Source organism: Nonomuraea sp. 10N515B (assembly GCF_052245915.1).
Classification (GTDB): Bacteria; Actinomycetota; Actinomycetes; order Streptosporangiales; family Streptosporangiaceae; genus Nonomuraea.
In genome coordinates this window covers 499,676-513,879 of the sequence record NZ_JBQQBQ010000001.1, presented here as the reverse complement: position 1 = coordinate 513,879, position 14,204 = coordinate 499,676, and the positions used below count along the sequence as shown (strand labels likewise).

Genomic DNA, 14,204 nt, shown 5'->3' with positions numbered 1-14,204 from the left:
GCCGCAGGAGGCGGTTCGGTCAAGGGGTTGTGGCCTGCTAGAACCAGATCGTCTAAATTGTTGGAACAAAAGGGGTGAAAGTGGCAAGGTCGGTGCTGTATCAGCAGGTGGCTGCGGAATTGCGTCGCGCCATCTACTCGGGTGTCCTCGGCCCCGGGGCACAGCTGCCGACCGAGGCACAGCTCATGGAAGACCATGGGGTGAGCAGAAACACCGTACGGCTGGCCCTCGGAGAGCTCGTCAATGAAGGGCTCGTCACGCGCACGCCGCGGCGCGGGACCGTGGTCAGAGACCGGCGGCCGCTGCTCATCCATCCCCAACGTGAGCTGGACAAGCAACCCCGTGGGGAGCTGCGCGAGGCTTTCGCCTACGCCGTGGCACAGGAAGGCCGTGCGCCAAGCCAGTACATCGAGGTGCTGACCGTGTCTCCGGTCGAGGAGATCGCCAGCCGGCTGGAGTTGGCGGATGGGGAATTGGCGGTGGTGAGACGCCGTCTGCGGTTCGTGGACGGCCAGCCGTACAACACCAACGATTCCTACTTCCCACGTGATCTGGTTGCCGATTCCGAGATCGCCAGGCCCGGAGACATCGCGCGAGGGGCGAACCGGGTGCTGGAGGAATTGGGTCATGCGCAGGTGCGCGTCGTCGACGACATCTGGGCCCGCATGCCCAACCAAGAGGAGGCCGAGCGCCTCCAGCTCGAGCTCGGCACGCCAGTCATGGTGTATGTCCGAGTTGGTTTCGACGGGGCCGACATGCCAGTGCGTGTCGCTGTGTCGGTGCTGCCCGCCGACAAACATTTGATCAGATACGAGCTCGATAGCCGTTGAGGGCTCGGATGAAGGGGTGATCCCGCCGGCCGGGTGCAGCGAGAAATAGCCGCCTCGCTGGCCTGGGGGAGTCGTGCATACTCCCCCAAATCGCCATTTATCCATGTATATCGGGTTAAGGCCCCATTTCGCCCCTACGCGACATCGCGCCATTACGCTGTGCGCTCGTGTAGGAACCCAATGCAACGGGAGTTGTCTTATGCACACAAACACCCTGCTTCATCCGCTCGCGCTCCGCCGGGCGGAACCTCACGACCTTCCCGGCGTACTGACGTTGCTCGCGGACACCGCCGAGTGGCTCTATGCGCAAGGGGTGCGGCAGTGGCCCCGCAACGGGTTCGGCCCCGAGCGGATCGAGCCGCTCATTGAGGAGCGGGTGCTGTTCGTACTCGACGACGAGCTTCGATACCTCGACCCCGACGAGTCGGCGCCGCCGGTCGCCACCATAGCCCTCGACGACCACGCCGACCCGGAGTTCTGGGCTCCGGGCGACGACCCCGGTGCCGCGCTCTACATCCACAAGCTGGCCGTGGCCCGGCCGTGGTCCGGCAGCGGCCTCGGCGACGCGCTCCTCGACTGGGCCGGCGCCTCGGCGTTCGCCTCGGGGTTGCCGTGGCTCCGGCTCGACTGTGCCAAGGCGAACCCGCGCCTGCAGTCGTACTACCGTGCCCGCGGCTTCCGCCACGTCCGCACGGTTGACCTGCCCCATCGCTCCTCCGGCGCCCTCTTCCAGCGCCCCTCGGAGGACCTTTCCACGACGGCCTTCCGCGACCTGACCATCGCGGAACTGATCACCGCCTAACCCTCCAACAGGGCCCGGCCTCCAACCCTCAGGGAGGCCGGGCCCCCCCTTCGCCTGCCCGCCGCTCCCTGACCTGCCCGCCGCCCGTCCGCCGCTAGGTCGCACCTGCCCTCAAGCGCCCTCAGCCGGTCCGAGAGGCGAGCTCGTCGGCGACCATAGCCTGACGCCTGCGGTCGCCGGGCGCTCCGCTCGAAGGGCCTCAGCCCGCGCCAGGCGCTCTCCCTCGACGCCTAGCGGAGGGGGGTTGGTGCCTTTGGGGTTTTCGCGGCGGAAAGGTGCAGAGCACCATATAGCCTCTCCTGCATGACCGGATCCCTGCTCGAGGTGATCGCGCTCAACGTGCGTGACGCCGTGGCCGCCGAACAGGGCGGAGCCGACCGGCTGGAGGTCGTCGCCGACATGGCGGCCGACGGGCTGACCCCCTCCCCGGAGACGGTGGCCGCGATCGCCGCGGAATGCCCGCTTCCCCAGATGGTGATGCTCCGCTGTGACGCCAACTTCGCCGCCGACCCCGACGTCTTGACGCGGCTGGGTCGCGACGCCAAGGCGCTGGCGCAGGCCGGGGCGGCAGGGTTCGTGTTCGGATTTCTCGACAGCGCGGGAGCCGTCGATCTCGCGGCCACCGAAGCGCTGATCCACGCCGTGTCCCCCCTGCCGTGGACCTTCCACCGAGCCGTCGATCACGCCGCCGACGTCCAGGCGTCCTGGCGCGCCGTGCGCCTGCTGCCCAACCTCGCCACCGTGCTGACGTCCGGATCACCCACCGGCGTCGGTGAGGGCCTGCCGGTGTTAAAAGCCCGGGCCGAGGCGGGTGACGGCTCGATCATCCTGGCCGGTGGCGGACTGCGGCCGGCGCACGTGCCCGTGCTGCTCGACTACGGCGTCCGGGCCTTCCACGTGGGATCCGCGGTCCGGGCCAGTTGGTCGGACCCGGTCGAGTGGCGACTGGTACGCCAATGGCGGGCGATGGTCGAACGCGACTGACCTACTCGGGCAGGGCGGCATCGGCGCGCCGGAGGGCGGCGGCGAGGGTGCGGATCGTGGCGGGCTCGTCCATGACCCCGCCGCCCGCGTCCCGCTGCTCCTCCCACGCGCTCACCCGCTCCCGGTAGGAGTCGTAGTTGGCCAGGTGGAAGGCGTAGAGGGTGGCGAACCGGCTCACCAGGTGCGACGGGTGCATGTCCCAGCCCTGATAGAAGCCGTTCCGCAGCGAGTGCCGTACGAGCTCGGCGTGTCGCCGCCACAACGCGTGCACGTCGGCCGCGCGGTCGGAGGCGGGGGAGGCGGCGAGCGAGCCGTCGGACAGCTCCACGCCCGTGCCGGCGAACGCGGTCTGCATGACGTGCCGGGCGTGGTCGCAGGCCGGATGGTCCAGCCGCTGCTCGTGCGGCGGCAGCCCGAGCGCGGCCGTGTAGTCGAACACGCCGAAATGCGCCGCCGCCAGCCGCCCGCCCAGGGACTCGGCCAGTTCGGCACGCAGGAACGGCAGCGTTTGCGGAGCCTCCACCTGCATCTCGAACCGGAGCGGCCCGCCGGCCTCGGCCTCCAGCTGCTCCAGCACGCCCGCGAACTGCGACAGGTATTCCTCCATCAGCACCTTCGGGAACGTCACCGTGAACCCGGCGGGCAACTCCCCGGCCCGCGCGATCACCCCCGTGACGAACCCGTGGAGCGTGCGCACCGACCGCCCGGGATCCCCGTCCGCGAACGACTTCACCCGCGGCCCCCACCGCCGCGGCAACGCCCCGGCGGTGTGCAGCGCGGCCAGCGCCTCGGCGGCCTGCTCCACGTGGTCGTCCTCGACCGGGTCGGGCCGCACGCCGTAGCCGTCCTCGAAGTCGACGCGCAGGTCCTCGATCGGCTCGTGCGCGAGCTTACGGAGGATCAGTTCCTGTACGGAGGCGGCGAGCCGCCCGGGCACGCCGAACACCTCAGCCAGCTCGTCAGGACCGCCCAGATGCGCCTTGACCAGGGACAACGCCTGATCGCGCCAGTCGGCCACCGTGCGGGCGGAGAACCGGTCGGCGGGCACGTAGACCGTGTGGACCGGCTGCCACCCCGGCTCCGGCATCGGGAACCGGGCCTGCTGAGCCCGGTAGACCTCCGTGAATCCGGGTGGCACGGCACCCGCACTCGTACGCTCGTCAGACACGGCACGCCCGGAGCATGGCCTCCAGCCCGACGAGCTTGACCCGCTCGCCGCGGCCGAGCGACCTGGCCAGCTCGGCTTCGGCCGCCTCGATCGCCAGCCACTCCTGGTAGGTCACCGGTCGTATCCCCCGCTCCGCCAGCAGCACGTCGATCGACTCGCCGTCATCAACACGTTCGCGCCCTTCCAGATCGGCAAGCAGTGTACGGACCGTCTCGGCGGCGTCGGACTTGTTGGTGCCGATCACCCCGGTGGGCCCGCGTTTGAGCCAGCCTGCCACGTATTCGCGGTCGCGTACCCGCCCGGCCTCGTTCGGCACGGTCATGGTCTGCTCGGAGAACGGCACCCCGGGCAGCGGCACGCTCTGGTAGCCGACCGACCGCAACACCATCCCGACCGGCAGTGTCTCGAACTCGCCCGTGCCCACCACGCGGCCCTCCTCCGACAGCCGGGTGCGTTCGAGCTTGAGCCCCTCCACCCGCTCGGTGCCGAGGATCTCCACGGGCCGCAGCCAGAACCGCACGTCGAGGCGGCGCGCCCGGCCGACGGGCTCGCGCGCGGCCCACGACTGCAGAACCTTGATGTTGCCCTGGACCTGGCGCGGGAAGTCGCCGCCGAGCACCACGGCCTCGTCCGGTCGTACGCAGACGTCGGCGTTGGCCAGATCGCCCAGCTCGCGCAGCTCCTTGAGGGTGAACTTGGCGTGCTCGGGGCCCCGCCGGCCCACCATGTGAATGGCCTTCACCTGGCTTTCCGACAGACGCTGGAGCACGTCGTGCGGCACGTCGGTGGAGCGCAGCTCGTCGGCGGTCTTGGCCAGGACGCGGACGACGTCCACGGCCACGTTCCCGACCCCGATCACCGCGATCTCGGAGGTGTCGAGCGTGAACATGCCGGGGTCGACGTCGGGGTGCCCGCAGTACCAATTGACGAAGTCGGTCGCCGCCACGCTCCCCGGCAGGTCCTCGCCGGGGATGCCGAGCTTCCTGTCGACCATCGCCCCTGTGCAGTAGACCACCGCGTCGTAGCGGCCGAGCAGGTCCTCCACGGACACGTGCGGGCCGAGCGTGACGCCGCCGAGGAAGCGGACCTCCGGCAGCTCCAGCACCTTCCGCAGGTAGTTGGCGATCGACTTGATCGACGTGTGGTCGGGCGCGACGCCGTATCTGACCAGCCCGTACGGGGTCGGCAGTCGTTCGAGCACATCGACCCGCACGGCCTCCGAGGACTGCTTGACCAGTGCCTCGGCCGTGTAGATCCCGGCGGGGCCCGACCCGATGACCGCCACACGCAACGCCACGCCGCCTCCTAAGACACGCGTCCCACCAGATGCAACCGGCCGGTGCGATCGATGTATCCCCGGTCGCCCGTGCGCACGAACCCGTCCTTGGCGAAAACCGTTTGCTCGGTCCTGTTGCCAACGTAGCCGCTCATGACCGCGTCCGAGCGGAGAAGCACCTCTCCGTGCGCGTCATGAGGCAGCAGACGGCCGTCCTCGTCCCGGATGGACACGTCCACCCCGCCGCGCGGCCTGCCTACGCTCACCTCCGCGTCCTCGGGCGGGTCGTCGGGCCGCGTGCCGAGCCCCAGCCCGGCCTCGGTGCAGATGTACCGGTTGCAGACCGGCACGCCGTACCTGTCGCGCAACTGCCTGATCAGTTCGGGCGGGGCGGGCGCGCCGCTGGACAGAATGAGGGTCAGGTCGGGCAGATCACCGCCGCAGGCCAGGATGTGCGAGAGCTGGACCGGGCTGCCCTGCAACACGCCGATCCGGTGCTCGCGCAGCACCCGCATCGCGGCGTCCTCGCTCCACGCGGGCAGGACATGGCAGGTCCGCCCGGTCTGGAGGAATATCGGCAGCCGGGTGGCGAACCCGAGCCGCCCGAGCGGATGCGGCACCAGCCGGGCGTCCTGACCGGTGGCCCATCGATCACCGGCCCCGTGGGCGCGGATCGCCTCGAGCTGGCGGTTGCCGAACAACACGGCCTTGGGCGGCCCGGTCCGCCCTGAGGTGAACGTGATCACCACCGGACGGCCGGGGTCGGGCGGAAACGGCGGCGGGGGCGGCTCCGCCCGGCACAGCCCGCCGAGCCGCGCCGGGTCGTAGGGGTCCCGTCCGCGCTCGCCGCGCTCGGCGGGCAGCGTCACCACGTCGAGCCCGGCCAGCGGCGGCAGCACCCGCGGAACGGTGATGACGATGGCCGGATCCAGCAGGGTCAGCAGCTCCACACGATCGGTCCCGATGCCCGCGGTCACCGCCCCGATCTTCGCGGCGGCGACGTAGCAGATCACGAACTCGGGCCCGTCGGGGAGCGCCAGGGCCACGACGTCGCCGACGCGGGCGCCGCGATGGGCGAGGCCGGCGGCCACCTGATCGGAGAGCCGGTCGAGGTCGGCGAAGGTCAGCGTCGTGGCGCCGGTGACGACGGCCGCGCGCGCCCCGAATGTACGTGCGGCCGCCCCGGCCAGCAGGCGCAACATGGCAGCTCCTGGGGCAGTGGGCGCACTTCCAACCTACTCGCCCGGCGCCTGCTTCGCCCGATCACGGAGAGCCAGCTTGTCGATCTTGCCGTTCACGTTGACCGGCAGGGCGTCCACCACGACGACCCGCTTGGGGACCTTGTAGTTGGACATGTTGGCCCGCGCCCACGCGATCAGGCCGCCGGGGTCGACGCTCGCGCCGGGCCGCGGGACCACGTACGCCACACCGGCCTCGCCGGAGGCCGGGTTGGGCACGCCGACGACCGCCGCCTGGGCGAGCGACCCCTCACGCAGCAGGAGCGACTCCACCTCGGCGGGCGAGACGTTGAAGCCGTTGACGATGTAGAGCTCCTTCTTGCGGTCGACGATCGCGAGGTTGCCCTGCTCGTCCAGCACGCCGACGTCGCCCGTGTGCAGCCAGCCGCCGGTGTCCACGGCCTCGGCCGTCCGCGCGGGCTCGTTCCAGTAGCCCCGCATCACGCCGTACCCGCGCTGGAGGACCTCGCCGCGCTCGCCGGTCGCGACCTCCTTGCCGTCGTCATCGACGATCTTGACCTCGATGCCGGGTACGGGCCTGCCCGTGGTGTTGGCGACGACCTCGATGGGGTCGCCGGCCCTGGTCATGGAGACGACCGTGCCTTCCATCAGCCCGTACGCGTTGATCATCCGCTCCAGGCCGACCCGCTCGACCAGCCGTGTGATCAGCGCCGCAGGCACGGCGGCGGCCCCGCAGATGGCCACGCGCAGCGATGACACGTCCCACGGGCCGCGGTCCAGCTCGTCGAGGATCCGGTGGAACAACGTGGGCGGCCCGGCCAGGATGGTGACGCGCTCGGCCGAGATGAGTGACATGAGAGCGTCCGGAGTGAAGATCGGGATCGGCACCATCGTGGCCCGCCGCATGACACAGGCGATGAGCCCGGCGTTGAGCCCGAAGCCGTGGTTGAACGGGGCGATGACCGGATACCGGTCGTCCTCGTTCAGCGTGACGATCTCCGACCAGTCCCAGTAGCCACGCAGGACCTGGGCATGATCCAGCATGACGCCTTTGGGCGTGCCGGTGGTGCCCGACGTGGACATGATCTCGCACAGGTCTCCGGGACCGACGGCGAGCGCCCGGTCCTCGGCCTCCCGCGCGGAGACCCGCGCGGCGAGGGCGCGTAACTCCGATGCCGGAGGGACGATCGTGTGGCGCAGGCCGGGCAGCGGCGGGAGCAGCCCGGCGAGCGGGACCGCCGTGGGCCCCTCGCCGGTGATCAGCACCTTCGCGCCGGTCTTCTCGATGAGCTGGGCGGCCTCGATGCCCTTGAACCGTGACGACAGCGGCACGACGACCGCTCCCGCGTCCCAGATCCCGAACGCGTGCGCCACCCAGTACGCCGAGTTCAGCCCCCACATCGCCACCCGGTCGCCGGGCTCGACGCCGAGGGCGATGAGGCCGCGGGCGACCTCGGCGGCCTTCGCCCGCAGCTCCGGCAGCGTCACCCGGGTGCCGCCCTCGGCGATCACCGTGGCGTCGGGGTGGTGCGCCGCCTGATCGCGCAGCATGCGGGGGAGCGTCCCCCAGTCCGGCGTCATCGGTCCCCCTCAGGTGATGAGAGCTCGATCCCGGCCGAGGTGGTGGCCGCGCAGGTCGTTCACCGTGCCGGGGCGGGGTGTGTCGGAGACGTCCTGGGCGATCTCCACGCCGATCGACACGGGGGTCAGCGCCTGAACGGCTTGCTGGATCCGCGAGCGCCACATGGGGTTGCCAACCAGGCTCTCCCGGTTGAACGTCACGGTGAGGACGGCCGCGTCCAGCGTCCCCTGCCGGCTGATCGCGAGGTCCCAGCCGGCCACGCCGTCGATCTTCGACAGCGCCTTCTCGATCCGGGGCAGCGCCAGCCACACGCCCCTGACCAGCACGTGCTCGCCCACGGTGTGGTCCGGCGCGGGGATGCCCGCGCCGCCCGGCCTGGCCACCTGCCCGGTGCGGAGCACGGCGTCGCCGAGCGTGGAGTGCCCATACGGGGTGACGACCAGCTCGGCCAGCGCGGTCCCAGCGGCGGGGGCCTCGTCCTTGGCCAGGGCGGCCAGGCCGAGCATGCCGTCCGCGAGCGGCGTGAGCGGGTCCTCCTCGGCCGCCCGCCAGGCCAGGGGCGTGCCCCCGAAGGGGCTGGCGTACACCTCGGTGACCCTCGCCCCGAACTCGTCCGCCAGGTAGCCGATCGTCCGTTTGGAGGCGATCTCGCCGGTCAGCACGATGTTCCTGAGCCCGAGGTCCAGCGGGTCCAGGAGGAACTCCAGGTGCAGGCGGGCCAGCAAGTCCATCGCGCCCGTCGGGGTGGCCACCAGCGTGGTGGCGCGCAGCGCGGACAGCGCGTGGTGCAGCCGCATCCGCCCGCGCGGCCCCACGTCGGCGGCGGCCTGCGCCACGTCGGCCGCGGCGGCGCTCCACAGCGCGCCCGCGGGTTCGGCGAGCGCCACCGCGACCCGGTCCCGCTCACCGACCCCGGCCGCCCGCAGCGCCGCCGCGGTCAGCCCGGCGGCGGCCGCGCGGTCATCCTGGCTCAGCGGGAAGGCGCTCGACACGTCAGGGGAGACGAGCAGGAGCCCTTCGGCGGCACGCGCGGCGGCCCCGAGATCGTCGCGGGTCAGCCAGCGGGCCATCAGCGCACCACCTCGGTCATGAACAGCGTCATCGACTCGCACACCCGCTCGTGCGCCAGCCCGCCGACCTGGGCCTGGATGATGAGATCCGTGGCGCCGGCCTCGGCGATCCTGGCCAGGGCCTTGCGCGAGCCCTCCACGTCGTCGACCACCACCATCAGGTGCTCCCGCAGCGTGGCCATGGCCTCATCGGGCGGCAGCCCGGCCGCGAGCTGGCCGAGCACGCGGTGCGTGGCGTGGCGGGCGTCGTAGTAGTCGGGCGGGGTGACGAGGTTGACCTGGCGGCGGATGTACCACAGGACGGCGTCGGCGGCCGTGGCGTTGGCCTCGTCCCGCGTGGGCGCGACGAACCAGGGGATCATGAGGGCGACGCGGCGGCTCGACGGGTCGAAGCCATGCTCGGCGAGACATTCCCGATATTTCGCGATGTCGGCGGCGACGTCGTCGATGCCCTTGAGCATCGTCATGCCGAGCAGGTTGTATCCGTGCTTGGCCGCCGCCAGATACCCCTCCAGCGAGGTGGACGCCACCCACACCGGTGGATGGGGCTCCTGGACCGGCCGCGGGTAGACGGCCACGTCGGGGATCTCGAAGAACTCGTTCGACCGGCTGATCGGCTCGCCGTCGGCCCGCCAGATGGCCAGTGTGGCCTCCAGCGTGTCCTCCCAGATCTGACGGGACTTCTCGAACGGCCGCTGGAACGCCTGGTACTCCAGCGGCGAGGCCCCGCGCCCGGTCCCGAACTCCACCCGGCCGCCGCTCAGCACGTCCAGCGTGGCGACGCGCTCGGCCGTGCGGATCGGGGACTGGAACGGCAGCAGCACCACCCCGAGCCCGAGGTGGATGCGCTCGGTCCGCTGGGAGATGGCGGCCAGGACCAGGTCGGGGGCGGAGGAGTGGGAGAAGCCCCTGGTGAAGTGGTGCTCGACGAACCAGGCGGTGTCGAAGCCCAGGCGGTCGCCCAGAACGACCTGGTCGACCACGTTGTGGAACGCCTTTTGCTCGACTTCGCGGGTGCGCCCGCGGACCTCCAGTTCGTACCCCAGGCTGATCCGTAGGGACGTCATCGCGCCTCCGGCACAGTAGTAAACCAAGCGCTCGCTTGGTAGAGCGTATCAGCAGCGAACACTTGCGGGAAGGGCGCGGGCGCGATCAGAGTGGATGCCTGTGAAGCGAAAGCACGCGCTGAGGCGGCCGAAGAACGCGGCGGTCCCCGACCACGGCGACGACGGCCTCTCGCTCACGAGTGCCCGCCGGTACGAGGCGTTCGGCCGGGTGATGGCCGCTCTGGCGAGCGAGGCGGACTTCATCGAGTCGTGCCGCGACCTGACCTGGTGGCGGGGGTCCGATCACAGCTGGCACATCGAGTGGCGCGACGGGCCCTACGCGTCGGAGGTGGCCTTACTCCTGGCCGAGCAGGTGCGGGACCCCGACTACGAGGGCTCGCTCGTCACCGAGGCGGGTCCGGGCAGCGGCGGCTCGGCCGTGCTCGACGTGATGGGGGTGCTGTTCGAGTTGCGCGCGATCGACCCGATGGGCCGGGCCACCGTACGCTCCCGGCCGGGCTTCTGGCGCCTGGCCGAGGCCCTCGACACGACCCGCCGCACCAACACCCGCCACCCTTGGGAGGAACTCCTGGGCGGCTGACCCGCTCAGGCCGGTGGCGGGATCAGGCGGGTGGCCCGAAGACGTGCGCCGCCAGCCGGGCGCGGTGGACCTGGGGCGGGCAGAAGAGCTGCGCGTCGGACGTGGCCCGCTTGAGGTAGCGGTGCGCCGGATGCTCCCACGTGATCCCGATCCCGCCGTGGACCTGGATGTTCTCGCCCGCCGCCGCCAGATAGGCCTCCGTGCAGTACGACCCCGCGATCGCCGCGAACACCCCGTCCCGCGCCGCCGCCGAGGCCGCCGACCTGGCCGACTCCACGAGCAGCAGCACGTCGGCAAGCTTGTGCTTGATCGCCTGAAACGACCCGATCGGCCGCCCGAACTGGTGCCGCCGCTTGGCGTGCTCGACCGCCATCTCCAGGCAGCGCTGCGCCCCGCCCACCTGTTCGGCGGCCAGCGCCGCGATGCCCAGGTCCCGCACGCGGGTCCACGCTGAGCCGTCGCCGAGCCGCCGTACCGGCACGCCGTCGAAGACCAGCCGCGCCAACGGCCGGCTCTCGTCCATCGTCGTCGGGTACGGTTCCCGCCGCGTGGGCACGGCCTCGACCAGCAGCCCGTCGACGTAGAGCAGCACCAGCTCGCCCTCCAGCGCGTACGGCACCGTCCCCGTGAGCAGCTCCCCCTCCAGCCGCAGCTCGCCGTCACCCGGCAGCACCACGGTCGCGGTCGAGGCCCCTTCGGCCAGCACCTCCAGCAGGTCGGACGCCCCGCACCCGGCGGCCGCCGCGACGGCCATCACCGCCGACTGCAGGAACGGATGCGGCGACAGAACCCGGCCCAGCTCCTCCGCCACGGCCGCCATTTCGGTCGGCCCGCATCCCGCGCCCCCGTGCTCCTCGGCCACGATCAGCCCCGCGACGCCCACGTCCCGCGCGAACTCCGGCCAGGACGCGCCGGGACGGCCGGCGAGGTAGTCGCGGACAACGGCGCGGAGCTCATCGGGTAGCGACACGGACACATGCTAACCAAGCGATTGCTTGTCCTGGTAAAGTCATGACCGAAATTTGCCTTTTCTGTACGGTCGCATAATCTGAGCCCGGTCATCCCTATAAGTCGCCAGGGGAGGGTTTGACCAGGGAATGGAGATGAACAACACCGCCATCGAGTACGCCGACTTCGCCGAATACGACCGTCGGCTGCGCTGCATCGAACGCCATCTGGTCGCGGCCTTCTCAGGAGGGTTGCTGGTCGGCCTCGTCGGCATGCTCATCTCCGGCCGCGGACCCGAATGGCTCGGCCACGTCTACGAGCCGTACGCGTACCTCGCCCTGTCCTTGGTCGTCGGGGTCACCGCGTCGGGGTTCGGATGGGCGTTGCTGACCACGTTCCTGGCGGCCGTGTCCACGCTGGTCGCCGCCTTGGGAGCCGGGGCGCTCGCCGGCGTTGTGGCCTTCGACGTCATCGGCGGCAGCGCCGCCGGGCTCAACTGGATGCTCGCCCTTCTTGTCGGCCTGGGCCTGCTGGCGTACGTCACCCGCAGGGACGACGTCTGGGGCGACCTGGCGGCAGGCGCGGTCGGCGCGGTGCTGATCGCGGACGTCGTGGACCGGGCGACGCCCGGCTTCATCGACGGCGGGCAGTCGTTCTGGCCGCTGCCCGCGCTGGTCATCGGGCTGCTGTCGGTCGCGCTGGTGTTCGTCTTGCGCAGGAACGCCCGCGCCCGGGTCCGCGCGCTCGCCCTGTCGGCGGTCTTCGCCGGCGTTTTCACGGTCTGCCTGGCCGCCTTCGTCGCCGGCTGGATACCCTTGGCGATCTGACGACGCTGGGGCTGAGGTTTAACACCGAGCGAGCGGCTGCCCCGACTCGATAGCCTGTAAGCCTCCATCCAGGTTCGAACAAGGAGTAGCCGTGTTGCTGCGCATGTCGTCGTTGTTTCTTCGCACCCTGCGGGACGACCCGGCAGACGCGGAAGTGCCGAGCCACAAGCTCCTGGTCCGCGCCGGCTACGTCCGCCGCGTGGCGCCTGGCATCTACTCCTGGCTGCCCCTCGGCAAGCTGGTGCTGGAAAACGTCACCAGGATCGTCCGCGAGGAGATGAACCGGATGGGCGCCCAGGAGGTGCTCTTCCCCGCCCTGCTGCCCCGCGAATATTACGAGGCCACCGGCCGCTGGACCGAATACGGCGACACGCTGTTCAGGCTCCAGGACCGCAAGGGCGCCGACTACCTCCTCGGGCCCACGCACGAGGAGCTCTTCACCGACATGGTCAAGGGCGAATACTCCTCCTACAAGGACTATCCGGTCACCCTTTACCAGATCCAGACGAAATACCGCGACGAGGCGCGGCCGCGGGCCGGCATCCTGCGGGGCCGCGAGTTCCTCATGAAGGACTCCTACTCCTTCGACCTCGACGACGACGGGCTCAAGCGCTCCTACGAGCAGCACCGCGAGGCCTACATCCGGACCTTCGCCCGGCTCGGCATCCGCTACAAGATCGTGTTCGCGCAGTCGGGCGCCATGGGCGGGTCGGCCTCGGAGGAGTTCCTCGCGCCCACGCCGACCGGCGAGGACACCTTCGTCGCCTGCCATTCCTGTGGATACGCGGCCAACGCCGAGGCCGTCACCACGCCCGCCCCGGCCGCCCGCTCCTACGAGGACACGCCGGCCCTGCGGGTCATGGACACTCCGGACACCCCGACCATCGAGTCGCTCGTCTCCTATGTCAACGAGCACCACGGCCTGTCCGTCACCGCCGCCGACACCTTGAAGAACGTCGTCGTCAAGGTCGCCACGCCCGGCTCGGACAAGATCGAGACGCTGGTGATCGGCGTGCCCGGCGACCGCGAGGTGGACTTCAAGCGCCTGGAGGCGACGCTGGCGCCCGGCGAGCCCGCCATCTTCGAGGCCGCCGACTTCGCCAGGCACCCCGGGCTCGTCCGCGGCTACATCGGGCCGCAGGTCCTGCGTGAGCTGGGCATCCGTTATCTCGTCGACCCGCGCGTGGTCACCGGCAGCTCGTGGGTGACCGGCGCCAACGAGCCGGGCAAGCACGCCGCCAACGTGGTCGCAGGCCGCGACTTCACCCCTGACGGCACGATCGAGGCCGCCGAGGTGCGCGCCGGCGACCCCTGCCCTCGCTGCGGCGCGGAGCTGTCCATCGACCGGGGCATCGAGATCGGCCACATCTTCCAGCTCGGCCGCAAATACGCCGACGCCGCCGGCCTCGACGCGCTCGGCCCCGACGGCAAGCCCATCCGCATCACGATGGGCTCCTACGGCATCGGCGTCTCGCGTGCCGTGGCGGTCATCGCCGAGCAGGCCCACGACCCGCTCGGCCTGGTGTGGCCCCGTGAGGTCGCGCCCGCCGACGTGCACATCGTCGGCACCGGCAAGGAAAACCAGGTGGAGGCGGCGCTCGAGCTGGCCGGTGAGCTGGCCTCGCGCGGTGTCCGCGTCCTGGTGGACGACCGGCCGCAGGTGTCGCCTGGCGTCAAGTTCAAGGACGCCGAGCTCCTGGGCGTGCCGACCATCGTGGTGGTCGGGCGCGGGCTGTCGCAGGGCCTGGTCGAGCTGCGGGACCGGGTTTCGGGCGAGAGGTCGGAGATCCCGCTGGCCGAGGCCGCCGACCGCGTCACCGCCGCCATCGCCTGACACCCCTGCCCTGAGCGGGCCCGCTGCCCTTGCCGCG

At 71.1% G+C, this 14,204-nt stretch carries 13 protein-coding genes; 6 read left to right on the top strand and 7 right to left on the bottom strand.

Features of this window, described 5'->3' with window-relative positions; all coding sequences use genetic code 11:
• Positions 1 to 92 precede the first annotated feature (92 nt).
• The 3 genes from ACTWQA_RS02280 to ACTWQA_RS02270 all read left to right on the top strand — a co-directional run bounded on the left by ACTWQA_RS02280 (position 93) and on the right by ACTWQA_RS02270 (position 2,616).
• Entirely contained in the window at positions 93 to 830 is a 738-nt protein-coding gene (locus ACTWQA_RS02280) for a GntR family transcriptional regulator (RefSeq protein ID WP_443157616.1), read from the top strand.
• A 199-nt stretch (positions 831 to 1,029) separates the two neighbouring features.
• Complete coding sequence (locus ACTWQA_RS02275) at positions 1,030 to 1,632, top strand: GNAT family N-acetyltransferase (protein WP_443157615.1); 603 nt, start codon at positions 1,030 to 1,032, stop codon at positions 1,630 to 1,632.
• 303 nt (positions 1,633 to 1,935) lie between these two features.
• A complete protein-coding gene (locus ACTWQA_RS02270; protein ID WP_443157614.1) occupies positions 1,936 to 2,616 on the top strand; it encodes a copper homeostasis protein CutC in 681 nt (226 codons plus the stop codon).
• Between the two features lies 1 nt (position 2,617).
• On the opposite strand, the gene ACTWQA_RS02265 is transcribed toward ACTWQA_RS02270, so the two are convergent.
• The 6 genes from ACTWQA_RS02265 to ACTWQA_RS02240 are packed head-to-tail and all read right to left on the bottom strand — an operon-like array spanning position 2,618 to position 9,978.
• Complete coding sequence (locus ACTWQA_RS02265; protein WP_443157613.1) at positions 2,618 to 3,784, bottom strand: DUF6986 family protein; 1,167 nt, start codon at positions 3,782 to 3,784, stop codon at positions 2,618 to 2,620.
• Positions 3,777 to 5,081 carry an FAD-dependent oxidoreductase gene (locus tag ACTWQA_RS02260; RefSeq protein ID WP_443157612.1) on the bottom strand — a complete coding sequence of 435 codons (1,305 nt, stop codon included), beginning with the start codon at positions 5,079 to 5,081 and terminating at the stop codon, positions 3,777 to 3,779. The genes ACTWQA_RS02265 and ACTWQA_RS02260 overlap by 8 nt, the downstream gene beginning before the upstream one ends.
• A gap of 8 nt (positions 5,082 to 5,089) precedes the next feature.
• Positions 5,090 to 6,262 (bottom strand): class I adenylate-forming enzyme family protein, encoded by a 1,173-nt coding sequence (locus tag ACTWQA_RS02255; RefSeq protein ID WP_443157611.1) that lies wholly within the window; start codon positions 6,260 to 6,262, stop codon positions 5,090 to 5,092.
• A gap of 33 nt (positions 6,263 to 6,295) precedes the next feature.
• Entirely contained in the window at positions 6,296 to 7,840 is a 1,545-nt protein-coding gene (locus tag ACTWQA_RS02250) for an AMP-binding protein (protein ID WP_443157610.1), read from the bottom strand.
• Positions 7,841 to 7,849: 9 nt separating this feature from the next.
• Entirely contained in the window at positions 7,850 to 8,911 is a 1,062-nt protein-coding gene (locus tag ACTWQA_RS02245; RefSeq protein WP_443157609.1) for a hypothetical protein, read from the bottom strand.
• The gene (locus ACTWQA_RS02240; RefSeq protein ID WP_443157608.1) at positions 8,911 to 9,978 is read right to left on the bottom strand and encodes an LLM class flavin-dependent oxidoreductase; all 1,068 of its coding nucleotides are present in this window, start codon (positions 9,976 to 9,978) and stop codon (positions 8,911 to 8,913) included. The genes ACTWQA_RS02245 and ACTWQA_RS02240 overlap by 1 nt, the downstream gene beginning before the upstream one ends.
• Positions 9,979 to 10,072: 94 nt before the next feature.
• On the opposite strand from ACTWQA_RS02240, the gene ACTWQA_RS02235 reads away from it, so the two are divergent.
• The gene (locus ACTWQA_RS02235) at positions 10,073 to 10,558 is read left to right on the top strand and encodes a hypothetical protein (protein WP_443157607.1); all 486 of its coding nucleotides are present in this window, start codon (positions 10,073 to 10,075) and stop codon (positions 10,556 to 10,558) included.
• A 22-nt stretch (positions 10,559 to 10,580) separates the two neighbouring features.
• Here the strand turns inward: ACTWQA_RS02235 and ACTWQA_RS02230 are convergent, their stop codons facing one another.
• Complete coding sequence (locus ACTWQA_RS02230; protein WP_443157606.1) at positions 10,581 to 11,528, bottom strand: acyl-CoA dehydrogenase family protein; 948 nt, start codon at positions 11,526 to 11,528, stop codon at positions 10,581 to 10,583.
• A 133-nt stretch (positions 11,529 to 11,661) separates the two neighbouring features.
• Between ACTWQA_RS02230 and ACTWQA_RS02225 the strand changes: the two genes are divergently transcribed.
• Both ACTWQA_RS02225 and ACTWQA_RS02220 read left to right on the top strand, forming a co-directional pair.
• The gene (locus tag ACTWQA_RS02225; RefSeq protein ID WP_443157605.1) at positions 11,662 to 12,333 is read left to right on the top strand and encodes a hypothetical protein; all 672 of its coding nucleotides are present in this window, start codon (positions 11,662 to 11,664) and stop codon (positions 12,331 to 12,333) included.
• Between the two features lie 91 nt (positions 12,334 to 12,424).
• Positions 12,425 to 14,167, top strand: a complete 1,743-nt coding sequence (locus tag ACTWQA_RS02220) for a proline--tRNA ligase (protein WP_443157604.1) — start codon at positions 12,425 to 12,427, stop codon at positions 14,165 to 14,167.
• Positions 14,168 to 14,204: the final 37 nt, after the last annotated feature.